This window comes from Halomonas aquatica, from assembly GCF_040196335.1.
GTDB lineage: Bacteria > Pseudomonadota > Gammaproteobacteria > Pseudomonadales > Halomonadaceae > Halomonas > Halomonas aquatica.
The window spans coordinates 185,623-211,043 of sequence record NZ_JBEGCJ010000005.1; the positions used below are offsets into that span (position 1 = coordinate 185,623).

General features: G+C 66.2%; 24 protein-coding genes. 4 read left to right on the plus strand and 20 right to left on the minus strand.

Annotation, left to right across the window (positions count from 1 at the left end; genetic code table 11):
- Window positions 1–48 precede the first annotated feature (48 nt).
- From recO to rpoE, 9 genes are all read right to left on the minus strand, one after another.
- Window positions 49–750 carry a DNA repair protein RecO gene (recO, locus tag ABE960_RS12040; protein WP_349762523.1) on the minus strand — a complete coding sequence of 234 codons (702 nt, stop codon included), beginning with the start codon at window positions 748–750 and terminating at the stop codon, window positions 49–51.
- A 19-nt stretch (window positions 751–769) separates the two neighbouring features.
- The gene (era, locus tag ABE960_RS12045; protein ID WP_349762524.1) at window positions 770–1,669 is read right to left on the minus strand and encodes a GTPase Era; all 900 of its coding nucleotides are present in this window, start codon (window positions 1,667–1,669) and stop codon (window positions 770–772) included.
- Window positions 1,666–2,370: a ribonuclease III gene (gene rnc, locus ABE960_RS12050; RefSeq protein WP_349762525.1), complete on the minus strand. Its 705-nt coding sequence runs from the start codon at window positions 2,368–2,370 to the stop codon at window positions 1,666–1,668. Before rnc ends, era begins: the two co-directional genes overlap by 4 nt.
- A gap of 84 nt (window positions 2,371–2,454) precedes the next feature.
- On the minus strand, window positions 2,455–3,258 hold the full coding sequence (gene lepB, locus ABE960_RS12055; RefSeq protein ID WP_349762526.1) for a signal peptidase I: 804 nt from the start codon (window positions 3,256–3,258) through the stop codon (window positions 2,455–2,457).
- A gap of 14 nt (window positions 3,259–3,272) precedes the next feature.
- Window positions 3,273–5,090: a translation elongation factor 4 gene (gene lepA, locus ABE960_RS12060; protein ID WP_349762527.1), complete on the minus strand. Its 1,818-nt coding sequence runs from the start codon at window positions 5,088–5,090 to the stop codon at window positions 3,273–3,275.
- Window positions 5,091–5,268: 178 nt separating this feature from the next.
- A complete protein-coding gene (locus ABE960_RS12065) occupies window positions 5,269–6,699 on the minus strand; it encodes a DegQ family serine endoprotease (protein ID WP_349762528.1) in 1,431 nt (476 codons plus the stop codon).
- Window positions 6,700–6,773: 74 nt separating this feature from the next.
- Window positions 6,774–7,721 (minus strand): MucB/RseB C-terminal domain-containing protein, encoded by a 948-nt coding sequence (locus ABE960_RS12070; protein WP_349762529.1) that lies wholly within the window; start codon window positions 7,719–7,721, stop codon window positions 6,774–6,776.
- A gap of 53 nt (window positions 7,722–7,774) precedes the next feature.
- A complete protein-coding gene (locus ABE960_RS12075) occupies window positions 7,775–8,482 on the minus strand; it encodes a sigma-E factor negative regulatory protein (RefSeq protein ID WP_349762530.1) in 708 nt (235 codons plus the stop codon).
- Between the two features lie 200 nt (window positions 8,483–8,682).
- Entirely contained in the window at window positions 8,683–9,288 is a 606-nt protein-coding gene (gene rpoE, locus ABE960_RS12080) for an RNA polymerase sigma factor RpoE (protein ID WP_349762531.1), read from the minus strand.
- A gap of 305 nt (window positions 9,289–9,593) precedes the next feature.
- Between rpoE and ABE960_RS12085 the strand changes: the two genes are divergently transcribed.
- Window positions 9,594–10,673, plus strand: coding sequence for a 3-deoxy-7-phosphoheptulonate synthase (locus ABE960_RS12085; protein WP_349762532.1), 1,080 nt, complete (start codon window positions 9,594–9,596; stop codon window positions 10,671–10,673).
- A gap of 95 nt (window positions 10,674–10,768) precedes the next feature.
- Here the strand turns inward: ABE960_RS12085 and dinG are convergent, their stop codons facing one another.
- Entirely contained in the window at window positions 10,769–12,913 is a 2,145-nt protein-coding gene (gene dinG, locus ABE960_RS12090; protein WP_349762533.1) for an ATP-dependent DNA helicase DinG, read from the minus strand.
- Window positions 12,914–12,919: 6 nt separating this feature from the next.
- Window positions 12,920–14,194: an ATP-dependent RNA helicase RhlB gene (gene rhlB / locus ABE960_RS12095; protein ID WP_349762534.1), complete on the minus strand. Its 1,275-nt coding sequence runs from the start codon at window positions 14,192–14,194 to the stop codon at window positions 12,920–12,922.
- 168 nt (window positions 14,195–14,362) lie between these two features.
- Here rhlB and ABE960_RS12100 point away from each other — a divergent pair, with 168 nt between their 5' ends.
- Together ABE960_RS12100 and xthA are read left to right on the plus strand one after the other, a co-directional pair.
- Window positions 14,363–14,611, plus strand: a complete 249-nt coding sequence (locus ABE960_RS12100; RefSeq protein WP_349762535.1) for a hypothetical protein — start codon at window positions 14,363–14,365, stop codon at window positions 14,609–14,611.
- Window positions 14,611–15,444: an exodeoxyribonuclease III gene (xthA, locus tag ABE960_RS12105; RefSeq protein WP_349762536.1), complete on the plus strand. Its 834-nt coding sequence runs from the start codon at window positions 14,611–14,613 to the stop codon at window positions 15,442–15,444. Before ABE960_RS12100 ends, xthA begins: the two co-directional genes overlap by 1 nt.
- Here the strand turns inward: xthA and ABE960_RS12110 are convergent.
- From ABE960_RS12110 to ABE960_RS12150, 9 genes are all read right to left on the minus strand, one after another.
- Window positions 15,441–16,589, minus strand: a complete 1,149-nt coding sequence (locus ABE960_RS12110; protein ID WP_349762537.1) for a hypothetical protein — start codon at window positions 16,587–16,589, stop codon at window positions 15,441–15,443. The two genes, xthA and ABE960_RS12110, sit on opposite strands and share 4 nt — an antisense overlap.
- Window positions 16,590–16,593: 4 nt before the next feature.
- On the minus strand, window positions 16,594–17,376 hold the full coding sequence (locus ABE960_RS12115) for an energy transducer TonB (protein WP_349762538.1): 783 nt from the start codon (window positions 17,374–17,376) through the stop codon (window positions 16,594–16,596).
- Window positions 17,373–17,780 carry an ExbD/TolR family protein gene (locus tag ABE960_RS12120; protein ID WP_349762539.1) on the minus strand — a complete coding sequence of 136 codons (408 nt, stop codon included), beginning with the start codon at window positions 17,778–17,780 and terminating at the stop codon, window positions 17,373–17,375. The genes ABE960_RS12115 and ABE960_RS12120 overlap by 4 nt, the downstream gene beginning before the upstream one ends.
- Window positions 17,773–18,306, minus strand: a complete 534-nt coding sequence (locus tag ABE960_RS12125) for a MotA/TolQ/ExbB proton channel family protein (protein WP_349762540.1) — start codon at window positions 18,304–18,306, stop codon at window positions 17,773–17,775. Before ABE960_RS12125 ends, ABE960_RS12120 begins: the two co-directional genes overlap by 8 nt.
- Window positions 18,290–19,675 (minus strand): MotA/TolQ/ExbB proton channel family protein, encoded by a 1,386-nt coding sequence (locus ABE960_RS12130; protein ID WP_349762541.1) that lies wholly within the window; start codon window positions 19,673–19,675, stop codon window positions 18,290–18,292. The genes ABE960_RS12125 and ABE960_RS12130 overlap by 17 nt, the downstream gene beginning before the upstream one ends.
- Window positions 19,672–20,463 carry a DUF3450 domain-containing protein gene (locus ABE960_RS12135; RefSeq protein ID WP_349762542.1) on the minus strand — a complete coding sequence of 264 codons (792 nt, stop codon included), beginning with the start codon at window positions 20,461–20,463 and terminating at the stop codon, window positions 19,672–19,674. The genes ABE960_RS12130 and ABE960_RS12135 overlap by 4 nt, the downstream gene beginning before the upstream one ends.
- A 205-nt stretch (window positions 20,464–20,668) precedes the next feature.
- Complete coding sequence (locus ABE960_RS12140) at window positions 20,669–21,280, minus strand: superoxide dismutase (RefSeq protein ID WP_349762543.1); 612 nt, start codon at window positions 21,278–21,280, stop codon at window positions 20,669–20,671.
- Window positions 21,281–21,629: 349 nt separating this feature from the next.
- Window positions 21,630–22,568, minus strand: a complete 939-nt coding sequence (locus ABE960_RS12145) for an electron transfer flavoprotein subunit alpha/FixB family protein (protein WP_349762544.1) — start codon at window positions 22,566–22,568, stop codon at window positions 21,630–21,632.
- Window positions 22,565–23,332, minus strand: coding sequence for an electron transfer flavoprotein subunit beta/FixA family protein (locus ABE960_RS12150; RefSeq protein WP_349762545.1), 768 nt, complete (start codon window positions 23,330–23,332; stop codon window positions 22,565–22,567). The genes ABE960_RS12145 and ABE960_RS12150 overlap by 4 nt, the downstream gene beginning before the upstream one ends.
- A 397-nt stretch (window positions 23,333–23,729) precedes the next feature.
- Between ABE960_RS12150 and ABE960_RS12155 the strand changes: the two genes are divergently transcribed.
- Window positions 23,730–25,373: an electron transfer flavoprotein-ubiquinone oxidoreductase gene (locus tag ABE960_RS12155; RefSeq protein WP_349762770.1), complete on the plus strand. Its 1,644-nt coding sequence runs from the start codon at window positions 23,730–23,732 to the stop codon at window positions 25,371–25,373.
- Window positions 25,374–25,421: the final 48 nt, after the last annotated feature.

Here is a 25,421-nt window from a genome sequence, read left to right on the forward strand (position 1 = left end):
AGGGCTAAAGGGGGATAGTCGAAATACTCGAAAGAGTGAAAGTCAGGATCAAGTGTGAGGGGGGCGACGCCGTCCGGCCAGCTCGAGCATCAGCTCCCTCGAACGCAGCGGGCGCGAGCCGAGCAGCGACGCCAGGGCCCGCCGGGTCACCGCCTTCGCGGGGCCGGCGAGCCCTGGCTCGCCCCAGCCTCCCCGGGCCAGCAGCCGCAGGGTGCGGCCATCGATGCCGCCCTCGGCGACCACGAAGGCCCGCGACCCGGGCTCGAGGACATAGCGCTGCTGGGGGTCGAGCTCGCCTCCCTCGGGGTCGGTGAAGCGCGGCAGGGCATCCAGCGCCTCGAGCACCGCCACTTCCAGGCGACGCAGCGCCGCGGCCCGCCCATCCGGTCGCGGCAGCTCCTCCAGCATGGCAGTGTAGAACGCAAACGTCTCGGCGACCTCGAACTCCACCGGCAGTACCCGGGTCAGCAGCTCGTTGGCATAGAGTCCGCAGAGCAGGCCCTCGCCGGCGAGCAGCGCCGCGCTGCCGCGCCCTTCCATCAGTCGCAGGCGCTTGAGCTCGCCCTCGCCTACCCAGGTGACGTGCATCGGGGCGAAGGGCTGCAGCCTGCCACGAGACCGGCTGCCCGGACGCTGCACGCCCTGGGCCACCGCCCGCACCCGCCCATGATGAAGGGTCAGGAGGTCGACCAGGGCGCTGGTCTCGCGATAGGGGCGCTTGTGAAGCAGGAAGGCCGGCTCGGGTTTCATCTCGCTCGGCCCCATGGCGTCAGTCCAGGTCGTAGCCCAGGCTCTTCAGGGCCCGCTCGTCATCGGACCAGCCACGCTTGACCTTGACCCAGAGGTTGAGCATCACCTTGGCATCCAGCGCCCGCTCCATATCGAGACGCGCCTCGCGGCCGATGTTCTTGATTCGCTCGCCGTTCTCGCCGATCAGTATCTTCTTCTGTCCCGCCCGCTCGACGAGGATCAGGGCACTGATATGCACCACCCGCCCCTCGTCACGGAACTCCTCGATCTCCACGGTCATCTGGTAGGGCAACTCGTCACCGAGCTGTCGCATCACCTTCTCGCGCACAAGCTCCGCGGCCAGGAAGCGCTGGCTCTTGTCGGTAACCTGATCCTCGGGAAAGTAGTGCACGCTCTCGGACAGGTGCTTGGCGACCTCGCCCTCGAGCTCGGGGACGTTGGTCCCGTGCTTGGCGGAAATCGGCACGATGGCGGCGAAGTCGCGCCGCGCCCCGACCTGCTGCAGCCACGGCAGCAGGCTGGCCTTGTCCTGAAGCCGGTCGACCTTGTTGACGGCCAGGATCACCGGCGCCTCGACATGTTCCAGGCGTTGCAGCACCACCTGGTCCTCGTCGCTCCAGCGAGTGCGATCGATGATGAACACCACACAGTCGACGTCGCGCAGGGCCTGGACGGCCGCCTGATTCATGAAGCGGTTGATCGCCTTGTTGCGATCCTTCGCCATGATGTGGATGCCGGGAGTATCGACATAGATGAACTGCGCCTCTCCCTCGGTCTTGATCCCCATCACCTGATGCCGCGTGGTCTGGGGGCGTCGCGAGGTGATGGAGATCTTCTGGCCGAGGATCCGGTTCATCAGGGTCGACTTGCCGACGTTGGGACGGCCGACGATGGCCACGAAACCGCAGGTGGTGGTCATGAGCGGCCCTCCGTGCCGTTGGACTTGCCCGGCTCGATCAGGGACAGGGCCTGTTCGGCGGCCTGTTGCTCGGCGTGGCGCCGGCTCGAACCGACGCCTCGAGTCTGCTCATCGAGCACCTCGATGTGACACTCGACGGTGAAGGTCTGGGCATGCGCCTCACCCTCCACCGAGGTCACCTCATAACGCGGCAGGGGCACCTGGCGTGACTGGAGGAACTCCTGCAGGCGGGTCTTGGGATCCTTCTGGGTATCCTCGAGGCTGATGGCCTCCAGGCGCTCGGCGTACCAGGAAAATACCCGGGCCCTTGCCGTCTCCATGCCGGCATCGAGATAGATCGCTCCGAGAACCGCCTCGACGGCATCGGCGAGGATAGAGTCGCGGCGGTGCCCCCCACTCTTCATCTCGCCGGAGCCGAGCAGCAGGCATTCGCCGAAGGCCATCTCCCGGGCCAGCTCGGCGAGGGTCTTGCCCTTGACCAGGCGCGCGCGCAGACGCGACAGCTGCCCTTCCCGCGCCTGGGGAAAGCGCCGAAAGAGCGCCTCCGCGATGACGAAGTTGACGATCGAATCACCGAGAAACTCGAGGCGTTCGTTGTTCTGGCCACCGTAACTGCGATGCGTCATGGCCAGCTCGAGCAGACCGGGATCGGCGAACGTATGGCCGATGCGTCGGCTGAAGGCGTTGAGGGAGTTGCTCACGAAGCTCCTGGATAAGTCGGTGTCGAAGATGAATGTGCTGCCGAGGGGTCAGGCGACCCGCCTGACCCGGCATGTGTGCCCTGCCTAGTGGATACGACGCACGCTGGTGAAGCTGGGCAGGCCACCGTCCCAGTGCATCCAGACGGCGAAGGCCTTGCCGACGATGTTCTCTTCCGGGACGAAGCCCCAGTAGCGGCTGTCGTTGGAGTGATCACGGTTGTCGCCCATCGTGAAGTAGTGACCCTCCGGCACCACCAGCTCGCGCACCTGAGGCCCTGGGTCCCGAGGATTATTGTAGATACCGTGCTCACGAGCGCCCAGTTGCTCGGCCATCAGCAGCTCGGTGGGCGCCTTGGCGGGCCCTTCCTGGAGCAGTCGCTTGGGGACCGCCTCGCCATTGACGAAGAGCTGCTTGTCCTCGTAGCGAATCCGGTCGCCCGGCAGCCCGACGACCCGCTTGATGAAGTTCACGGCGGGCTCGTCGGGAAAGCGGAACACCATGACGTCCCCGCGTTCCGGGTCGTCGACCTCGACGAACCGGGTGTCGATCACCGGCAGCCGCAAGCCATAGGCGAACTTGTTGACCAGGATGAAGTCGCCGATCTCGAGGGTCGGACGCATCGACCCGGAGGGGATCTGGAACGGCTCGACCACGAAGCTCCTGAGCACCAGCACCACCAGCAGCACCGGGAAGAAGGAGCGGGCATAGTCCACCGGCCAGGGTTCCTTGAGCGCCTTCTCGCGGGCCCGCTCCTCGAGCCCCTCGGTGGTACCGGCCTCTGTCGTGGCCAGTCGCTGCCGGCGCGCGGGACGCCACCAGAGCAGATCGAGCAGCCAGATCACTCCGGTGACGGCCACCGCCACCACCAGCATCAGAGAGAAGTCCATGCAGTTATCCGTCCTTAGTCGTTGACCCTGAGCACGGCGAGGAAGGCATCCTGGGGAATCTCCACCCGGCCGACCTGCTTCATGCGTTTCTTGCCCGCCTTCTGTTTCTCGAGCAGTTTCTTCTTGCGGCTCACGTCTCCGCCGTAGCACTTGGCGGTGACGTTCTTGCGCAGCGCCTTGACGGTGGATCGCGCCACCACCTGCCCGCCGATGGCGGCCTGGATGGCCACGTCGAACATCTGACGCGGGATCAGCTCCTTCATCTTCTCGACCAGCAGGCGCCCTCGCCCGTGGGCGTGGTCACGATGGATGATCACTGCCAGGGCATCGACGCGATCGCCGTTGATCAGCACATCGAGGCGCACCAGCTTGGCCTCCTGGAAGCGCTCGAAGTTGTACTCGAGAGACGCATAGCCCTTGGAGATCGACTTCAGGCGATCGAAGAAGTCCATCACCACTTCACTCATGGGCAGCTCGTAGGTGAGCTGGATCTGGCTGCCGAGGAACTGCATATCGAGCTGGGTGCCACGCCGCTGTTCGCACTCGGTGATGACGTTTCCGACGAAGTCCTGAGGCACCAGGATACTGGCCCGCACGATGGGCTCGCGCATCTCCTCGACGTCGGCCATGTCGGGCAGCTTGGAGGGGTTGGCGACGTAGGTGATCTCGCCGTTCTTCATGGCCAGCTCGTAGACCACGGTGGGCGCCGTGGTGAGCAGATCCAGGTCGTACTCGCGCTCGAGGCGCTCCTGGACGATCTCCATGTGCAGGGTGCCGAGGAATCCGACCCGGAAGCCGAAGCCCAGGGCGTCGGAGTTCTCCGGCTCATAGTCCAGCGAGGCATCGTTGAGCGCCAGTTTCTCCAGTGCGTCGCGGAAGTCCTCGTAGTCGTCGGCGCTCACCGGGAACATCCCGGCGTAGACCTGGGGCTTGACCTTCTGGAAGCCGGGCAGGCGTGGGACATCCGGCGTCTTGGCATGGGTGATGGTATCGCCCACCGGGGCACCCTGGATCTCCTTGATCCCGGCCACGATGAAGCCCACCTCACCGGCACGCAGGACGCCGGTCTCCTTGCGCAACGGCGTGAAGATCCCCACCTCGTTGGCCTGCCAGTCGCGTCCGGTGGACTTGATGCGGATCTTCTCGCCCTTCTTCAAGGTGCCGTCGAAGATCCGCACCAGCGAGACCACGCCCAGGTAGTTGTCGAACCAGGAGTCGATGATCAGTGCCTGAAGGGGACCCTCAGGGTCACCCTTGGGGGGCGGGATATCGCGCACCAGTCGCTCGAGCAGCGCCTCGATGCCCATCCCGCTCTTGGCCGAGACCTGACAGGCGTCCGTCGCGTCCAGGCCGATGATCTCCTCGATCTCGTGGGCGACCTTGTCCGGGTCGGCCTGAGGCAGATCCATCTTGTTGAGCACCGGCAGCACCTCGAGCCCCTGCTCGATGGCGGTATAGCAGTTGGCCACCGACTGGGCCTCGACGCCCTGGCCGGCATCCACCACCAGCAGGGCCCCCTCACAGGCATAGAGCGAGCGGGACACCTCGTAGGAGAAGTCCACGTGGCCGGGGGTGTCGATGAAGTTGAGCTGGTATGTGTTGCCGTCCTCGGCATGGTAGTCCAGCGTCACCGACTGCGCCTTGATGGTGATACCGCGCTCGCGCTCGAGATCCATGGAGTCCAGCACCTGCTCCTTGAGCTCACGCTCGGTCAGGCCTCCGCAGGTCTGGATCAGCCGGTCGGCCAGGGTGGATTTGCCGTGGTCGATGTGGGCGATGATCGAGAAGTTGCGGATGTGCTTGAGGGGCTCGGAGGTTGCGTCTTGGGACATCGAGTCGATTCTGCCTTGTGGGTGTCGGGCCACGGCCGACCCGACGGATCACGATGCGGTCGGCTGGCGGGGTCTGATCGGAATGGGCGCCATTGTAGCGGGATGCGCCTGTCAGATACAGCGACCCGACGGCGGCAGCCGTCGGGTCGCTGTCACGGCGGGGCCTCAGGGGCCCGGTTCAGTCGCGGGAAAGCCGCATGGCCACGAACATCGAGCGGCCGTCGCGGTAGAGGCGCACCGGCACCGCACGGTCTTCGGGAAGATCGGACACCAGGGTGGCGAGCTGGTCGGGGCTCTCCACCGCACGATGGTCGATGCTGACCAGGATGTCGCCAGCACGCAGTCCCGCCGAGGCAGCTGCACCGCTCGGGTCGACCTCGACGATGCGCACGCCGTTCTCGATCCCCAACTGCTCGCGCTCGGTATCCTGCAGGGGCTGCACGGCGACGCCCAATTGGCTCGGCTCCTCATCCCGATCGGCAGCGTTACCTTCGCCTCGCATATCGGGCCACTCACCGAGGGTCACGGTCTGTTGGCGACGCTCTCCGTCACGCAGCAAGGTAAGCTCTACCTCGCTGCCCGGGGGCACCTGACCGATCAGTCGCGGCAGGGTGCTGGACCTGTCCACCTCACTGCCATTGACGGACAGGATCACGTCTCCGGCCTCGAGCCCACCGCGAGCCGCCGGCCCCTCAGGATCCAGGTCTGCGATCAGTGCGCCCTCGGCGTTGTCCATGCCGAAGGACTCGGCCAGGTCACGGGAGACCGGCTGAATCATCACCCCGAGCCAGCCCCGGCTGACCTGACCGTCGTCCCTCAACTGGTCGGCCACATCCATGGCGACGTTGATCGGGATCGCGAAGGAGAGCCCCATGTAACCACCGCTGCGGGTGAGTATCTGGGAGTTGACGCCGATCACCTCGCCGTCGAGGTTGAACAGCGGGCCGCCGGAGTTGCCCGGGTTGATGGCCACATCGGTCTGGATGAAGGGCACATAGGTATCCCGCGGCAGCGTTCGGTCGATGGCGCTGATGATGCCGGCGGTCACCGAATGATCGAAGCCGAAGGGTGAACCGATCGCCGCCACCCACTGGCCGACGCGCAGTTCGTCGGAGTTCCCCAGTGACAGGGTGGGGAGGTTGCTGGTATCGACCTTCAGCACGGCGACGTCGGTCTTGGCATCGGCGCCCACCAGTTCCGCCTGTAGCTCGCGGCGATCATTGAGGCGCACCATGATCTCGTCGGCCCCATCGACGACGTGGGCGTTGGTCATGATGTAGCCGTCCTCATCGATGATGAAGCCCGACCCCAGCGACTGGCGCTCCTCGCTGGGTCTCTGGCGACCCTCAGGCGGGCTCGGAAAACGGTCTTCGAACTGGTCGCCGAAGAAGTGACGGAAGATTTCGGGAATCTCCCGCCCCCCGAATCCCTGCATGGACGGCCCGCGCCCCACCACCATCCGGGTGGTGGAGATATTGACCACGCCCGGAGCGGCCTGCTCGACCAGTTCGGTGAAGTCCGGCAGGTCACGCGCCATGGCCGACTGCCAGGCCAGCAGTGCCGCGGCGAGCAGCATCAAGAGGGACATAGGTCTCATCATGCGTTTCATGAAGGGCTCCTGCATCGAATGGGGATGAAAGAAAGGATGCTAACTCTTACCGTTTGCACATCAAAAGGTTCCGCTCAGGGCGAGGTGCCAGCCACGGGGGCCTGCCATTCCACCGAATCGGCCACGCGAATCAGCACCCGCGGCGGCAACTCACCCATCGCCACCACCTGGCGGGTCTGGCCGCCCAGTTCACGATGGCGAACGGCGGCATGGGACACCCCGAGACGATGCAGACCCGGGATCAGTTGATCCGTGCCCGCCATGGGCTCAACGAACACACTGATGGTGGCAAGCCCGTCACTGTAGACCCGGTGGCCGATGTCATCGTCATGTCGAGGGCTGCGTATCTCCACCGGCTTGGAGATGAACCCTTCTGGCAACCAGGTGGGATGCCACAAATAGTCGGGCGGAGGGCGGCGGCGATCGAGGTCGATCGCACCCCGATGAAGTCGAGGCTGATGCAACTGGGTGATCTGAAAGGTCTCCACCACGCGCCCCTGCTCGTCCAGCAGGATCTGCTTCAGTGGCAGACCCGTGAGCTTGTCCAGCCAGAATCGATGACCATAGCGCAGGCCATCCAGGGGCTCGATGTCGAGGCGAACGGTATTGCGGTTGGCGAGACGTTCCTCACCGCTGAGCTGCAGGCGGTAGAGACCCTCGAGATGCTCGGCGATTCCCTCAGGCGAGGCCGGCACCGGGGATTCGCCCTCGGCCCAGTTCAGACGACCGATGCGCCCGCGCCGTTCGAAGACCACCGGCGGACCATCCAGGAACCTCGCCACCTCGCGTTCGACACCCTCCACGACGTCGTGGGAGATCGCCAGTGAGCGGACACCGTCGCTGCCGATGCGCACGGCCCGCGCCTTGAAGGCATAGCAGTGATTGGCCCAGAGACTTCGATGTAGCCAGGCCCGGGCCGTCTCGGGGGGAGGCTGCTCGGACAGGGACAGGCAATCGAAGCGCTCGCCGACCACTTCATCGGCGGGCGGCACCTGGGCCACGGCCGCGGTCGACACCAACATCAGACCGACGGCCAACAGCCAACCGAACCCGACGGTCGAATGCCCCGAACCCATCAACGTTGTCCCAGTGACTCGCTGCCGGAGGCACGCAACAGGGGCATCCAGGTATCACCACTGCCATAGGCCGCGCCTTCGGCATGACGATCCAGGTAGGACTGCAGCAGTTGGGCCTGCTGCTGATTGATCCGGGCGGACTGCCGCGGGGAGAGCACCAGCGGCGAATCGACACCGGCGCCTACCGTCATCAGGCCGCGGTTATCGCCGGAAGACGTCTGGAATAGGGGCAGGTCGGCGAGCGAGGGGCTATTGTCGACGCGCGAGGCGGCAAGATCAGACCCGCCGAGAGCGACTGGGCTCGCCTGCAGGTCGGTGCCAGCCGAACCCTGAGAAGCCACCTCGGCAGGAACCTGCCCGGAGCCGACACCACCGTGATAGAACTGCACGCCGGTGATGACCATCAGGGAAACGGCGGCCGCGATCCCGGCACCGCGAGCCAGTGACATGGAACGGCCCGACCGCTGGCCGGACTCAACCAACGGCAGCGGCTCATTCTGCAGCCTCGCCATGATGCCGGCCGAAAGGTCGGTGTCGACATCGACTTCCTGCTCACGTCGCATCAGGCTTCGCATGAGATGGTAACGCCGCCAGGTCTCGGCCGCGTCTGGAGAATCGTCCATTGATTTCAGTACCCGACGCAGCTCGAGCTCATCTCCCTCGTTGTCCATCAGGGCAGAAAGCGATTCTCGTGCGTTCTGAGTCATTCTTCACACCTCACACTCGACAAGGCGACCCGTTCAGGGTCCTTTGACAGCCTGTTGATCCCGACATAGACACGCGTCGCCATGGCCATGTCGGCACATTCTCGCCCGCGGGTGGCGGGCAGGTCACCGCTTATGACGTCACAGATGCCGGACAGTTCAGCAAATCGTCAAAAAACATGCAGTTCCTCGTTTCAAATGGCTCATTCGATCAGCGATTCCTGATTGCGAGAGGTGGTCACCAGCGGACGGATATGCTGGTCCACGGCCTCGCGGGCCCGGAATATCCTGGAGCGGACGGTGCCCACGGGGCACTGCATGATGGCGGCGATGTCCTCGTAGGAGAGCCCGTCGAGCTCGCGCAGGGTGATCGCCGTGCGCAGGTCGTCGGGCAGGGCCTCGATCGCCTCGAAGATGGCTGACTCGAGCTGATCTCGGGCCATGGCCGCCTCCGGCGACTCGGAATCGGCCAGCCGTCCGCTGTGATCGACGATCTCGGCATCGACGATGTCGAGGTCGCTGCCTGGCGGCCGGCGCCCCTTGGACACCAGATGGTTCTTGGCGGTATTGATGGCGATGCGGTACATCCAGGTATAGAACGCGCTCTCGGCGCGGAACTTGCCCAGTGCACGGTAGGCCTTGATAAAGGCCTCCTGAGCCACGTCCTGCACCTCCGAGTGGTCGTGCACGTAGCGACTGATCAGGCCGATGATCTTGTGCTGGTACTTCTTCACCAGGAGGTCGAAGGCGCGGTTATCCCCTTTCTGGGCCCGCTCGACGAGCTGCTGGTCGGTTTCCCGGGTGCCCATTCAGGCCCTCCCTGGAAGGAAAGGCGTGGATGACGACCCGAGCAAGGGTCGCGAAAGGTCTGGTTTCGCTGGCATATGGTGTCAACCTGGGCCTGGAGCCGCTGAATGGTCAGGGTCGTGTACTCGATAACTACAAGTGTTCCTGTTTCTTGAACGTCCATCAAGCCATTCGGCTCCCCCGCCGCCGGCGATGAGACCGTCACCGGCTCTAAGGGTTCCCGCGACGATTGAATTTGGCGGCCTCGCACGCGATAGTAGATACCAACGAATTTCGCCATCAGCGCAGACACGACACAGGAAGCACAATGTCAGAACAGCAGGTCAATAACCTCAACGTCCTCGCCCAGGACGTCCTGATCACCCCCGAGGCCCTGAAGCGGGAAGTTCCCCTGACCGAGGCCGCGGAACGGACAGTGATCGAGGGCCGCGAGACCATCCAGGCCATCCTCGACGGCCGCGACCCTCGCCTGCTGATGGTGGTAGGCCCCTGCTCCATCCATGACGTGGATGCGGCGCTTGACTACGCCCGTCGCCTGCGCAGCCTGGCCGACGAGGTCCAGGACAGCCTCTACATAGTGATGCGCGTCTACTTCGAGAAGCCTCGCACCACCGTGGGCTGGAAGGGATTGATCAACGACCCCCACCTCAACGGTTCCTTCGAGATAGAGGAGGGCCTGCACATCGCCCGCCGCCTGCTGGTCGGCCTCGCCGAAATGGGCCTGCCCCTGGCCACCGAAGCCCTGGACCCGATCTCGCCGCAGTACCTGCAGGACTGCATCAGCTGGTCGGCCATCGGCGCACGCACCACCGAATCCCAGACCCACCGCGAGATGGCCTCCGGCCTCTCCGGCCCGGTGGGCTTCAAGAACGGCACCGACGGCAGCCTCGATGTCGCGGTCAATGCCCTTCAGTCGGTGTCTCACCCACACAATTTCCTGGGCATCGACCAGGCCGGCCAGGTGGCGATCATTCGCACCCGTGGCAACGCCTATGGCCATGTGGTCCTGCGCGGAGGCAACGGCAAGCCCAACTACGATAGCGTCAGCGTGGCACTCGCCGAGCAGGAGCTGAGCAGGGCCGGCTTGAAGCCCAACATCATGATCGACTGCTCCCATGCCAACTCCAACAAGGATGCGGGCCTGCAGCCGCTGGTATTGGAAAACGTCACCAACCAGATCCTCGAGGGCAACCACTCGATCATCGGGCTGATGGTGGAATCCAACATCGGCTGGGGCAACCAGAAGATGACCGATGACCCCAGCCAGCTGGAATACGGGGTGTCGATCACCGACGCCTGCATCGACTGGGATACCACCGTCGAATCCTTCAAGCACATGAACGAGCAGCTCGCCCCGGTTCTGGCCAAGCGCGGCCAGGCCGCCTGAAAGCCCTTCCCTGCGCGAGTGCGGCCATGACATGAGACGGGCTCGCCGAATGGCGGGCCCGTCTCATTTGGCCCAAGCATCAGGCCTCGCTGGCCCTACTCGCCCTGCACCACCCCGTCGATCTCGCGTACGAAAGGCGGCAGGGCGTCGAGCAGTGCTCGGCCGTAGCGGCGGGTCAGTACCCGGCGGTCGAGCAGCGTGATGCGTCCCTGATCGTCCTCCTTGCGGATCAACCGGCCACAGGCCTGCACCAGCTTGATCGAGGCATCGGGCACGCTGATGCGCATGAAGGGATTGCCCCCGCGACTCTCGATCCATTCGGCCAGCGTCGCGCCCACAGGATCGTCCGGCACCGAGAAGGGCAGCCGGGTGATCACCACGTGGGTCAGGTAGTCGCCGGGCAGGTCGATGCCCTCGGCGAAGCTCGCCAGGCCGAAGATGATGCTGCCCTCCCCCGCATCCACCCGCGCCCGGTGCCGGGTGATCAGCTCGCGCTTGGGCAAGCGGTCCTGGGCCAGCACCCGCTCGAGACGCGCCTTCGATAGCGCCTTCTCGACGCCGCGCAACTGCGCCCGCGACGAGAACAGCATCAGCACCGCCTCCTGTTCACCGAGGGCCTCGACGAAGTCGACAATGGCCCGCTCATGCCCGTCCCGGTCGGCGGGGTCGACCGCCTCGCGGGGCACGCTGAGCACGGCCCGTGAATAGTCGAAGGGACTCGGCAGACGCTGGTAGCGGTAGCGGTTGGCCAGCCCTGCCCGTTCCTGTAGCCGTTCGAATCGGCCCAGCGCCGTCAGGGTCGCCGAGGTGACCACGGCCCCATGGGTGCGGCCCCAGAGGTTGCGGGCCAGGGTGTGTGCGGCGGAGACCGGGCTCGCCGAGAAGGTCAGCTCGGGGTCGCCGCCAAAGCGCTCCAGGGTCAGCCAGCGGGCCCGGGGCGGCTCGCCCTCGGGATCCGTCTCGGCGAAGGCCTGCCAGAGGGCGTGGGCCTCGAGGGCCCGGCCATGCAGCAACGCCACCAGCGGCAGCCAGGCCTCGGCCTGTTCCCGCGGCAACCCGGTGTGCTTGTCCGGGTCGAGGCTCTCGCGAAGGATGTCCCCCATGCTCTCCAGGGTGCGCGAGAGTTCGGCGAAGATCACCCGCAGGCCGTCACCCTGCTCCCTTAGCGCGTCAGGCGCACGGCCCATCGCGAAGCGGTGGTGCCGGCTCTCCTCGCCCTCGGCCAGTCCCTGGGGACGGCCGGCGAGCTGGTGACCCAGCGCGAACGCCTCGCCGAGCCGCGGCTCCAGCACATTGATCGCCTCCGGCAACCCGGCCAGCAGGCGGGCCAGGGTCGGCTGCACGGCCAGCGCCTGGTTGAGCTCGGTGAGGGAGGACTTCAGGGTGCGCAGCCAGCGCAGCGCCCCGCCGATGGCGAAGCGATGGGTGAAGTGCTGCAGGGCCTTGTCGGGCAGGTGATGCCCCTCGTCGAAAACATGGATGCAGTCCGCCGGGTCCGGAAGCACCACGCCGCCTCCCAGGGCCAGGTCCGCCAGCACCAGGTCGTGGTTGGCGACGATGACGTCGGCGCTGTCGAGATGCCGGCGGGAACGGAAGAAGGCGCACGCAGCGAAGTGGCCGCAGCGGCGGTTGGTGCACTGGCGATGGTCCACGGTGAGGCGGCGCCAGTGGCTGTCATCGATGGCCTCGGGCCAGCTATCGCGATCCCCCTCCCAGCGGCCGTTGCCGTAGGCCTCACCCAGCTCCTTCACCAGGGCCTGGAAGTCATCCCCGCCGCTGGCCAGCGACTGCTCGAAGAGTGACAGGGTGGGGTTCTCCTCGCCGCCGTCCATGGCCTGGTCGAGGCGTGCCACGCAGACATAGCGACCACGCCCCTTGGCCAGGGCGAAATCGAAGGCAAGACCGCTGTGGGCCTTCAGCGAGGGCAGGTCCTGATGGAGCACCTGCTCCTGCAGGGCCACGGTGGCGGTGGCGATGACCAGGCGCTTGCCGCGGGCCTTGGCCACCGGCAGGGCAGCGAGCAGGTAGGCCAGCGTCTTGCCGGTACCCGTGCCGGCCTCCAGCACGCAGACATGCTCGTCGCTGGTCCGCCGGCCGGCATCGTCGGCCTCGATACCCGCCAGGGTGCGGGCGATCTCGGCGATCATCAGACGCTGGCCATAACGAGGGGTGAGGTCGAGGCCCTCGAGCACCCGGCGATAGGCTTCCTGAATCTCGGCCTTGAGCGCCTCGTCAAGCATGGGCCGTCAGAGCAGCCCTTCCGGCGGATGCTCGCAGGGCAGCTTGTCGCTGATGTAGCGCTCGATCTCAGGAAGGGAGAAGGCGTCCTCCTCGCCGACGAAGCTGATCGATACACCCTTGGCGCCGGCACGGCCGGTGCGCCCGATGCGATGGACGTAGTCCTCGGGATCTTCCGGCAGGGTGTAGTTGATCACGTGGCTGACGTCCTCGATATGGATGCCACGGCCCGCCACGTCGGTGGCCACCAGTACCTGGATCTGCCCTTCGCGGAACTTCTCGAGGGTCTCGATGCGCTGGTTCTGGGGAACGTCGCCGGACAACATGGCGGCGTTGATGCCCGCCTTCTGGAGCAGGTCATCAAGCTTGCGCACCAGGTCACGGCGGTTGCCGAACACCATCACCCGGTCGAAGCTCTCCTGCTTTAGCAGGTTGACCAGCAGGCGCTGCTTGTCCTCGTCGCCGACCAGATAGACGCGCTGATCGATGTCGGCGGCGTTGTCGACGGTGACCGCGATCTCCACATGGGCCGGCTCATGGGTCCACTGGCTGGCCAGGTTGAGAATGTCCTGGCTGAAGGTGGCCGAGAACAGGAAGGTCTGGCGCTGTTCCTTGTTCGGCGTGTGGCGGATGATGCGCTTGACGTCGGGGATGAAGCCCATCGAGAGCATGCGATCGGCCTCATCCAGTACCAGCACTTCCACCTGGGTCAGGTCGACGTCGCGTTTCTCGTGGAAATCCAGCAACCGACCCGGGGTGGCGACGAGGATGTCGACCTTGTCACCCAGCGCGTCGCGCTGCTTCTGGTAGTCCATGCCCCCCACGACGCTTGCCACCTTGAGGTCGGTGAAGCGGGCGAGCGCCTTGGCGTCCTTCTCGATCTGCAGCGCCAGTTCGCGGGTCGGCGCCACGATCAGTGCGCGCGGTGCCCCCGTCTTCTGGCCGTTGGGCGTTTCCTCCTCGAGGAAGTAGGCCATGATCGATATCAGGAAGGCTGCGGTCTTGCCGGTGCCGGTCTGAGCCTTGCCCACCACGTCACCCCCGAGGAGGGTCTGGGCCAGGGCCTCGGCCTGGATCGGCGTGCAGTATTCGAACCCCAGGGCATGGATCGCCCGCATCAGCGGCAATGGCAGGTCGAAGTCATGGAAGCGCCACTTGCCCGCCACGACGGGTACCTGGAACTGGCGAAGATCCCAGTTCGACTGACGACGCCGCGGCTTGCGCCGACGACGCTTGGGCTTGCGGTTCTGGGCCGGTGCTGTGGTCTGTTCCGACTCGCTCATAGGCTGTGCTGTCTTGTCCGTATCGGTGGATGAGGTGCATGACGCAAACCGACATTGTAACAGCCTCCGGCGACGAGGGCGCGCCCCGTCGGCCTGCCGGTGGTTCATCGCTGTCGGCACGGCGGCCTCGGCTGGTAGAATGGCGCCCATTCATGCAGGAGTTGCATCATGACACGCCAAAAGAAGACCCGTTCGCTCGCCGACAAGGTGCATATCCGCACCGGCAAGCGCAAGGATTTCAAGAAATGGCGCCACGAGAATCCCGACCAGGTGACCTCGTCGACGCGATTTACCCAGAAGAAGCGCCAGCAGCGCAAGCTGCAGGCGGCCCGCAAGCAGGCCCGCCAGGAGGCGGGGCAGCCGATCGCCATCCATCCCGAGAGGGAAGGCACCAGCGAAAAGGATGATCGTGACTGATGCGCCTCGTCTCCTTCAACATCAATGGCATCCGTGCCCGCCTGCACCAACTGGAGGCGCTGGTCGCGGCGCATCACCCGGCGGTGATCGGCCTGCAGGAGACCAAGGTCCAGGACAGCGAGTTTCCCGTGGCGGCCGTGGAAGCCATGGGATATCGGGTCTACTTCCACGGCCAGAAGGGCCACTACGGCGTGGCCCTGATGGTCGACACGGCCCAGTGCGGGGAGCCGGAAGCGGTGTTCTACGGATTCCCCGACGACGAGGAGCAGGCCCAGCGACGCATGATCGGCGTGCGGCTGCACCCGGCCGGCGGCGCCCCCCTCACGATATGGAACGGCTACTTCCCCCAGGGCGAGAATGTCGAGCATCCGGTGAAGTTTCCCCTCAAGCGTGAATTCTATGCACAGCTCAAGCGCCTGCTGGAGACGCAGCACCCTGCCGACGAGCGCCTGGCGGTGATGGGTGACTTCAACGTCTCCCCCGAGGACATCGACATCGGCATCGGCGAGGCCAATCGCAGGCGCTGGCTGCGCGAGGGCAAGACCAGCTTCCAGCCCGTTGAGCGCGAGTGGCTGAGCGGCATCAAGGCCTGGGGGCTGACCGACAGCTACCGCCTGTGCTACCCGGACGTGAACGATCGCTTCAGCTGGTTCGACTACCGCTCACGCGGCTTCGAGCGTGAGCCCAGGCGTGGACTTCGCATCGACCATATCCTGGTCAGCGCGCCACTCGTCGACCTGGTCCGCGATGCTGGCATCGACTATGCCCTGCGAGCCCTGGAGAAGCCTTCCGACCACGCCCCGGTCTGGACCGAGCTCGACCTTCGGGACTAGTCACCCTTCTCGTTTGCCGGCGCCTCCCTTGACGACGCCTCCACGCCCTCTTGGGCTCGCTGAACGGCCCTTTCCCTTCGCATCTCGTCAAGCCAGGGATCGGCCTGGGCGATACCCCGCCGGCTGGCCTGCCGGAGTGCCGTGTGGGCAAGGGTCTCATCGCCCCAGGCCAGGGCCAGCCGGCCCAGCCGCAGCCAGTCGTCGCCGGCATCGCTGCGTTTGGCTACCCGGCGCCAGGCGGCCAACGCCCGGTCATGGTCCCGGGCCGCCTCCCAGGCCCGGGCCATCAGGCGACGGGTCTCGAGTGAGTCGGCCAGCGCGCCAGTCTCCAGTGCCCGGGCAAGGTGATCGCCGGCCCTGGCCGGCGTACCCCCAGTCAGGTGCAGCCTGGCCAGCCGAAGCAGGTCCGCCTCACCGGCCAGCGCCCCCAGGCGCCATCCCGTCTCCCAGATCGCCGCGGCGCGGCCGGCATCGCCGACCCGCTGCGCCAGGGCAGCCGCCGTTCGCCAGTCCTCGGCCGGCGCCTGCGCATCGAGACCGGCCAACAACACAGACAGGGCCTGTGCCTCATGATCGGCACGCCGATGGAGAGAGACCGCCAGGGCTCGTTGCTCGGTGGTAAGTCCCTCCGCCGCCTCAAGCGCCTCGAGATGGCCCGCCGCCTCGTCGAACCGCTCCAGCTCCGCCAGCCAGACGACCAGCCGCCAGCGTGAGGCCGCGTCCCCGCCGGTCCGGTCCAGCCATGCCTGGAGCAGGGCCACGGCCTGCTTCCCCTGCCCCGCCGAATGGCGAAGCCCCGCCTCCTCCCTGAGGCGTGACAGGCGCCAGGTCTCGGGGGCCAGCGCGATGGCCTGCACCTCGCGCAGCCGGTCGGCGGCCTCGGCTGGCCGCCCGGCCCGGGACGCTGCCTGGGCGGCCAGCTGCAGGTAGAGCGCCCGTGACCAGCGATCCGCGCCATTGCCCCCGGCCAGCCGCTGGGCCTGAGTCTCGGCCCGCTTCAGCACCCGGGAGGCCTCTCCCTCATGCAGAAGGGCCTGAAGCGCCTGGAGGTCGGCGATGATGTCGCCGGGCAGAGCCGGCTCGGCAAGTGCCGGCATCGCGAGCCATCCGGCCAGCAGTGAACACGCAAGGATCCGGTTCCTCATGGCACTACCTCAGCTGGAACTCTAGTCGCTGTCGAACGCGTCGCCGCTGTCCACTCGCCTCGAAGCGCCATTGGGAGATCGCCCGTCGGGCGGCCCGATCGAAGACCTGGCTCGGGCGGGCTTCGACCACGCGAATCGAACTAGGGTCGACCCGGCCATCGGGGCGAATGAGAAATTCCAGCTGCACATGACCCTCCAGGCCGCGTCGCTGGGCGATAGACGGATAGTCGGGCGGCACCCGGCGCGTCGGCATGGCCGGGGCAGGGTCCACCGACGCGCCCTGCTCGGCCTGCGGCTCGCCGCCCGCGAAGGCGGGAGTCGCGGATCCGGCCGGGGCCTGTGACGCGCTCTCACCTGTCGGCAGGGTCGATTCGGGGGCCGATGTCGTCTCAGGGTCGGGGTCGGGGGCGGGTTCGGGATCCGGCGGGCGGGTCGGCGCCTGCTCCCGGAGCGCCGGCAGGGTCTCCTCCATGGCCAGCGTCTCGCGCTCTTTCACCAAAGGCTCCGGGTCCGGCAGCGCCAGGCGACTGTCAGGCAGCGGAACCGGCTCGGGGGCTATCGTCGCCGGAGCGGGTTCGACTGGGGGCAAGGGCTCGGGCAGTGACGCGACCGCGGAGGGGCTCGCCTGACCGGTAACGCGATCCGGCGCCTGGACCAGGGACAGGCGCATGGCAGCCGCCTCGACCTGGACATCCGGCTCGGGCGGGGCGACCAGCAGTGCCAGCCCCCAGAACAGCAGCAAGGCCAGAGCCGCACCCGCCAGCAGGGAGACACCTCCCCGTATCACAGGCCGCTCCGTGTCGCGGCTACCGCCACATCTTCGATGCCTGCCTGGCGAAGGCGGTCCATCACCTCCACCAGCAGGCCGGTAGTGGCCTCGCGGTCGGCCTGGATCACCACCCCGCTCTGGCCACCGGCCAGCGCGGCGACACGCTCACCGACGCGGTGGGCATCCACCGCCTCGCCGTCCACCCAGACGGCGCCCCTGGCGGAGATCGCCACCATCACCTGGGCGTCCGGCAGCGGCGTGGCCGAACTGGATTCGGGACGCTGAATCTCCACCCCGCTCTCCTTGACGAAGCTGGTGGTGACGATGAAGAAGATCAGCATGATGAAGACAACATCCAGCATCGGCGTCAGGTTGATCTCGCCGGCGTCGCTGCTCTCGCTGCCCAGACGGCGCCTACGCATGGTTCTCCTCCACGGCGCGGGCCAGACGATCATGCAGCCGCTGGTCCTCGCGCCGGATGATGTGTTCCAGTCGGCTGACGAACAGCAACCCCACCACCGCCACCGCCATGCCGCTCAGGGTGGGTAGGGTCGCCCTCGCCACCCCGTCGGCCATGGCGCGGGCCTGGTTGACCTCCCCGGCGGAGAGGCCGTCGAAGACGGTGATCATGCCGGTGACGGTGCCCAGCAGCCCGAGCAGCGGGCATAGTGCCACCAGCAGCTTCAGCCAGGGCAGCGGGCGACGCAGCCGGGCGATCAGCTCCCGCGTCCAGACCTCACGCAGTGTCAGGGCGCTCCAGCTCAGATGGTCGGTGCGTGAGGTCCAGCGATTGACCAGGCGACACCGTGCCCGGCGGTAGGCGATGCGAAAGTACCAGACCCGCTCCAGGCAGAGGGCGAAGAGCAGCACGGCCACCAGGGCGATGCCCAGGAGCACCGGACCGCCCGCCTCGGCCAGCCGCTCGAGCGGTTCACGCCAGGCTGGCATGGTGGCTCCTCGGCTCGACGCCCTGCCCCGACGGAGACACACGCGCCTCCAGATGCTCCGCCAGGGCCGCACTGGCCTCGCCCTCGACGATGCCGATCAGTTGTCGGCAGCGCGAGACGAGGGCCGTATGGGCGAACAGCAAGGGGACGGCGGTGATCAGCCCCAGCACCGTGGTGACCAGCGCCTGGCCGATGCCGCCGGCCATCAACTGCGGGTCCCCCGTGCCGAACACGGTGATGGACTGGAAGGTGACGATCATGCCGGTCACCGTCCCCAGCAGCCCCAGCAGCGGGGCCACGGCGGCCAGCAGCTTGACCAGGGCCTGGCCGCGCTCGAGCCTGGGCTGCTCGGCCAGCATCGCCTCGTCGAGGCGCGCCTCGAGAGCCTCCGGCGCGAGCCCGTCAGGCAACTGGCGAAAGCGGCAAAGCACACGGCCGAGGGGATTGTCGTCGCGCCACTGGTCGATTTGCCGCCGCTGCCGGCGAACCGCCATGCTCACCCGAAGCAGGTACCCATACTGGGCCAGCGCTACCAGCAGCCCCAGTGCGCCGAGGGCCACCACGACGTAGCCCACCGCTCCACCCTGGTGGAAACGCTCGATCAGCGTCGGCCTTCGGGCCAGGGCCTCCAGCAGAGTGCCGCGCGTCGGGTCCAGGGCCAGGGCGCGCCGATCGCCGGCCTGGAAGGCGGCCAGCCTCTCGCCGGCCGAAGGCGGGGTATGAGACACCACCGAGGGGATATCGGCATCGGCCCCGCGGCGGAGCATCTGGCCACCGGAGAAGGCCGCCATATCGCCCAGGAGCACCAGTTCGCGCCGGGTCACCTCACCATCGGTTCCGGCTACCGGGGCCTCGAGGGCGACGACCCGTCCGCTCTGGACAGTCAGTTCCAGCAGGCTATCGGCCAGTTCCTCGACATGGGCCAGCTCCAGCACCTCGACCTCATCGAGACGAGGCGGCAGTGTCGCGCCACCCAGGGTCAGCCAGCTGTCGGCCAGGATATCGCGCATTTCGGTGCTGTGGCGCTGCAGGGTGGAGAGCAACGAGGTCAGCTCCTGGCCCTGCTCCTCGCGTCGCGTCTCCAGCGCAGCATGACGTGCGGCGAGCGTCGCGCGCTGAGCGTCAAGATCGTTACGCCATCGCCGGGCTTCATCCCGAGCCTCGCGAGCCCTGGCCAGTGCAGCCTCGAGGGCCTCGCGATCCTCGACCAGCGCCGCCAGTCGTTCGTGGTCCCGGGCCTCGGCGGCTTCTCGGTCGGCACTCAGCGTGACAAGCACCTCGGACGGTGCCGCACCGGCCAGGGGAGCGGCCAGGGACATGAGGAGAAGAGGCAGCAGAAGAGGCCGCGACGAGAGCAGGCGCCGGGTCATGAGCGCTCTCCCCGTTCGACGTCGCGCCGCTCGATGTCACGGGACACCGGCAGTTCCAGCAGTTCGGGGGCGCGCTGGCCGCGAGCGATCCGCATCCCCTTGCGAACCTCCTTTCGCGCGCCAGCTTCCAGCGCCTGCCAGCGAGCTTCCTCGGCTCGCCAGACCGCGCCCTGCTGGCCATCGGGCGTCAGGTAGTAGAGCCCTACCCGCCCCAGACGAAGGAAGTCCACCGCACGCCGGCGCTCGCCCTCGGACAGGTAGCCGCGCCAGGCATCCAGTTCGCGTCCATAGGCGAGCTCGCTTCGCCAGACCGACAGCAGCCGCGCCAGACGCTCGGTGGGCGGCACGGCAGCGTCTCGCGGGCCTTCCACGCGTGCCCGGCGCTCATCGATCAGAAAGGGCAGATCCTCGTCGAGCCAGCGATCCAGCCGCGTCTGCAGGCCATGGTTCAGGGCCGGCAAGGCGGCACGCGTCTCTTCCAGGCCATCCAGTGCCGCCGCGTGGCGGTCCAGCGAAGCCTCCCGCTCGACCAGGCGCGGGGCCAGCGCGATATTATGCGCCTCGAGCCGCCGGGTCTCGGCCTCCACTCGGCGCAATTCATCCAGCAACTCGCGAGTCTCGCCATCGGCCTCGTCGATGCGGGCCTGCAGCTCAGCCTGGCTGCGCTGGGCCTGGTGGGACGCTTCCACCAGGGGCGCCTGAGCCTGGAGCGCGCCGGCGGTCAGCATTTCGACGGCCAGCATTCCGATGGCAAGGCCGAGCGACAGGTGAACGCGAAAGGTCTTCAAGGGGGTTCTCCGTCATCATCACGAGCAAGGGGGCAACACGGCAACGACCCATCATGCCTCCATTGTGCCAGTCGCAGGCTCCCGATGCGCAGGCCGAGGGCGAAGGGCCTCCAACCTAGATGACCCGATACGCCACCGCACTTACAGACACGAAGAAGCCGCGCCTCCAGGGACGCGGCTCGTGAAGGGGAGAGACGCCCGGCCTTCAGCCGGTGGCGTTCACGTAGCGACGCTCCACGTCTTCCCAGTCAATGACATTGAAGAAAGTGGCAACATAATCCGGGCGCTTGTTCTGGAACTTGAGGTAGTAGGCATGTTCCCACACATCCAGCCCCAGAACCGGTGTCTTGCCCTCCATGATCGGGCTGTCCTGATTCAGGGTATTCTCCACCACCAGCTTGCCCCCGGGGGTGACGCTAAGCCAGGCCCAACCGCTGCCGAACCGACCCAGGGCTGCCTTGGTGAAGGCATCCTTGAAGGCGTCGAAGCCGCCCAGATCGCCTTCGATGGCCTCGGCCACCTTGCCCTGGGGCAGGCCGCCACCCTTGGGCGACATCATCTGCCAGAACATCGAATGGTTGGCATGTCCGCCACCATTGTTGATCACCGCCTGACGCTTGCCGTCCGGTACATGATCGAGATTCGCGATCAGCTCCTCGACATGCACATCCTCTAGACCGGTGCCCTCCAGAGCGGCATTGAGGTTGTTGACATAGGTCTGGTGGTGACGGGAGTGGTGGATCTCCATGGTCAACGCATCGATGTGCGGTTCCAGGGCGTCGTAGGAATAGGGTAGGTCAGGAAGGGTATGCGCCATGATCACTGCTCCTTGATGCTGTCAGATGGGGCCATTCGCCCCGACTCACCCTCAAGGATGGCAGAGAAGCGCGCTTGTTGCTAATAGTTCTCGTTATCCCTCGTATAGTTATCGTTAATCAAGGCTCTTCTACGGGATACGACGAGGCCGGCCCGCGCGGGCCGGCCTTGCAGGGGAAGAGGATCACTGCCGACGATGGTCGAGAGCGCCACCTAGAAGATCCCGATCTTCGCTCGATCGACTCTAGAGCTTCTGCTCCATCTCCGGCAGGGCCTCGAAGAGATCGGCAACCAGGCCGATGACCATCGAGAGCGCCACCTGGAAGATCCCGATCTTCGCTCGATCGACTCTAGAGCTTCTGCTCCAGCTCCGGCAGGGCCTCGAAGAGATCGGCAACCAAACCATAATCCGCGACCTGGAAGATCGGCGCCTCCTCGTCCTTGTTGATGGCAACGATCACCTTTGAATCCTTCATGCCGGCCAGGTGCTGGATGGCACCACTGATGCCCACGGCGATGTAGAGGTCCGGGGCAACGATCTTGCCGGTCTGGCCGACCTGCATGTCATTGGGCACGAAGCCGGCGTCCACTGCGGCGCGAGAGGCACCGATGGCCGCTCCCAGCTTGTCGGCGATACCGTCGAGCAGCTTGAAGTTATCCCCGTTGCCCATGCCACGGCCGCCGGAGATGACCACCTTGGCGGCGCCCAGCTCTGGTCGATCGCTCTGGGCCAACTCCTCCCCGACGAAGGCCGACTGATTGTTATCCGCCACGAAGTCCACCGCCTCGATGGCGGCGGAACCACTCTCGCCCACAGCATCGAAGCCGGTCGAGCGCACGGTGATCACCTTGAGGGCATCCTCGCTCTGCACGGTGGCGATGGCGTTGCCGGCGTAGATCGGGCGCTTGAAGGTATCGACGCTCTCGACCGCGATGATCTCGGATATCTGCGCGACATCCTTCAGGGCGGCGACGCGGGGCAGCACGTTCTTGCCGGTGGTGGAGGCCACCGCCAGCAGGTGGCTGTAGTCGTCGGCGAGCGCCACCAGCAGCGCGCCCATCGGCTCGGCGAGCTGGTGGGCATAGACGGCATGGTCGGCCACGCGCACCTTGCTCACGCCATCGAGCTTGGCGGCGGCCTCGGCGATGGCGCCGACGTTCTCGCCCGCCACCAGCACATCGATATCGCCGCCACTGTCTCTGACAATATGCTGGGCCGCGGCAACCACATGGGCGGTGGCGCCGGCAAGCACGCCATCATGATGTTCGGCAAGGACCAGAATGCTCATGAGATCAGCTCCTTTGAAAGCACTTTGGCTTCGTTCTTGAGTTTATCGACCAGCTCGTCCACGGAGCCTACCTTGACACCGCCCTGGCGCTCGGCCGGCGGCTCGACCTTGAGCAGCTTGACCCTGGAGGCCACCTCGACGCCGAGATCTGCCGGGGTCTTGACGTCCATCGGCTTCTTCTTGGCCTTCATGATGTCGGGCAGCTTGGCGTAGCGCGGCTCGTTCAGACGCAGGTCGGTGGTGACGATGGCCGGCAGAGAAAGCTCGACGGTCTGCAGGCCGCCATCGATCTCGCGGGTCACCTTGATCTTGTCTCCATCCACAGCCACTTCGGAGGCGAAGGTGCCCTGGGGCAGGCCGCTGAGCGCCGCCAGCATCTGGCCGGTCTGGTTGTTATCGGTATCGATGGCCTGCTTGCCGAGGATCGTGAGGCCAGGCTGCTCTTCCTCGACTACCCTGGCCAGCACCTTGGCAGCACCCAGGGACTCGACACGCTCATCGGTCTCCACGTGTATGGCGCGATCAGCGCCCAGCGCCAGAGCGGTGCGCAACTGCTCCTGGGCGGCCTTGGGGCCTACGGTGACCACGACGATCTCGCTGGCCACGCCCTTCTCCTTCAGGCGCACGGCCTCTTCCACGGCGATCTCGCAGAACGGGTTCATGGCCATCTTGACGTTGGTCAGGTCGACGTCGGAGTTGTCCGGCTTGACCCGAATCTTGACGTTGTAGTCGATGACGCGTTTGACCGCGACGAGTACCTTCATAGTGTCCTCGCTTGGTTCACTCTGGGAACCTGATGGTTGGAGAAGCGGCCTCTTCACCCGATCCGGTGCGGGGGGAAGCGCGCCTGCTTGGAACCGGCTGGCATACCCTTATGTGTTTCATGCAAGCGTTTGATAGGCGCTGGACCAAAAAACTTTCTCAATGTGCCATAGGCGGGTCCAGATCAACAATCCCCGGGCCTTCCGGGGCCTCCGCCGGGGGCCCTGGAGCACTGCACCATCGCAGGGGATGACCCGTTACCGCTATTATGCCTATCATGAAGCAGGCCTAGAAGCAAACGACCGTTTTAAATTCTTCAGACGTTGGTCGCATCCAGTGGCCACGTTCTCGGCGACAGCAAGGAGAGAGCAGGTGGAAGAACAAGTCGAACGCGATTCCATGGACTTCGATGTGGTCATCGTCGGTGCCGGGCCCTCGGGTCTCTCTGCGGCTGCTCGCCTGATGCAGCAGGCGGGAGAGGCCGGCCAGGAGCTTTCCGTGTGCGTGGTGGAGAAGGGTTCCGAGGTAGGCGCCCATATTCTCTCCGGAGCCGTCTTCGAGCCCCGCGCCCTTCAGGAGCTGTTTCCCGACTGGGAGGAGCGCGGTGCACCGCTGACCACTCCCGCGACCCGTGACGAGCTCTACCTGCTCAAGGACGCCGAGAAGGCCCAGAAGCTGCCCAATGCCCTGGTCCCGAAGACCATGCACAACACCGGCGGCGACCAGACCCGCTACGTGATCAGTGCCGGCAACCTCTGCCGCTGGCTGGGCGAGCAGGCCGAGGCGCTGGGCGTGGAGATATTCCCCGGCTTTGCCGCCCAGGAGGTGATCCAGGACGAGGACGGCACAGTGCGCGGCATCCTGATCGGCGACATGGGCGTGGGCGCGGATGGCCAGCCCAAGGATGGCCACATGCCGGGCATGGAGTTGCGCGCCAAGTACACCCTATTCGCCGAGGGCGCACGCGGCCACCTGGGCAAGCGACTGATCGATGAATTCAAGCTCGACGCGGGCAAGGACCCGCAGCACTACGGCATCGGCTTGAAGGAACTGTGGGACATCCCCGCCGAGCAACACGAGCCGGGGCTGGTGCTGCACGGCTCCGGCTGGCCGCTGGACAGCCACACCCACGGCGGCTGGTTCCTCTACCACGCCGAGAACGCTCAAGTGGTGGTCGGCCTGATCATGGACCTCTCCTACCAGAACCCCTGGCTGTCGCCCTTCGACGAGTTCCAGCGCATGAAGCACCACCCGGTGCTCAAGCAGCACCTGGAGGGCGGCAAGCGCGTGGCCTACGGCGCCCGAGCCATCGCCAAGGGCGGACTCAACTGCCTGCCGAAGATGACCTTCCCCGGCGGCCTGCTGATCGGCTGCGACGCCGGCACCCTGAACTTTGCCAAGATCAAGGGCCTGCACACCGCCATGAAGTCCGGCCTGGTGGCGGCCGAGGCGGTCTTCGCGGCCCTGCAGCAAGGTGACGAGGGCGGCAACGAGCTGACCGCCTTCACCGACCACTGGGAGGCGAGCTGGGCCTATCAGGAGCTCAAGGAGAGCGCGAGCTTCGGCCCGGCGATACACAAGTACGGCACCGTCGGGGGCGGCGCCTACAACTTCCTCGACCAGCTCCTCGGCGGCAAGCTGCCCAACGTCCACGACACCACGCCGGACCACGCGACGCTGAAGAAGGCGGCCGAGAGCGAGAAGATCGACTACCCCAAGCCCGACGGCAAGATCTCCTTCGACAAGCCCTCCTCGGTGTTCCTGTCGAATACCAACCACGAGGAGGACCAGCCCTGCCACCTGAGGCTGGACGACCCCGAGCTGCCGATCCGCGACAACCTGCCCGACTATGCCGAGCCGGCCAGCCGCTATTGCCCGGCCGGGGTCTACGAGGTGATCGAGGGTGACGATGGCAAGCCGCGGTTCCAGATCAACTTTCAGAACTGCGTGCACTGCAAGACCTGCGACATCAAGGACCCGGCCCAGAACATCACCTGGGTGGCACCCGAGGGTGGCGGCGGACCGAACTACCCCAACATGTGAAGGAACCTCCTTGCAGAGGAGCGGAACGCAAAACGCCCCGCAGGCAAA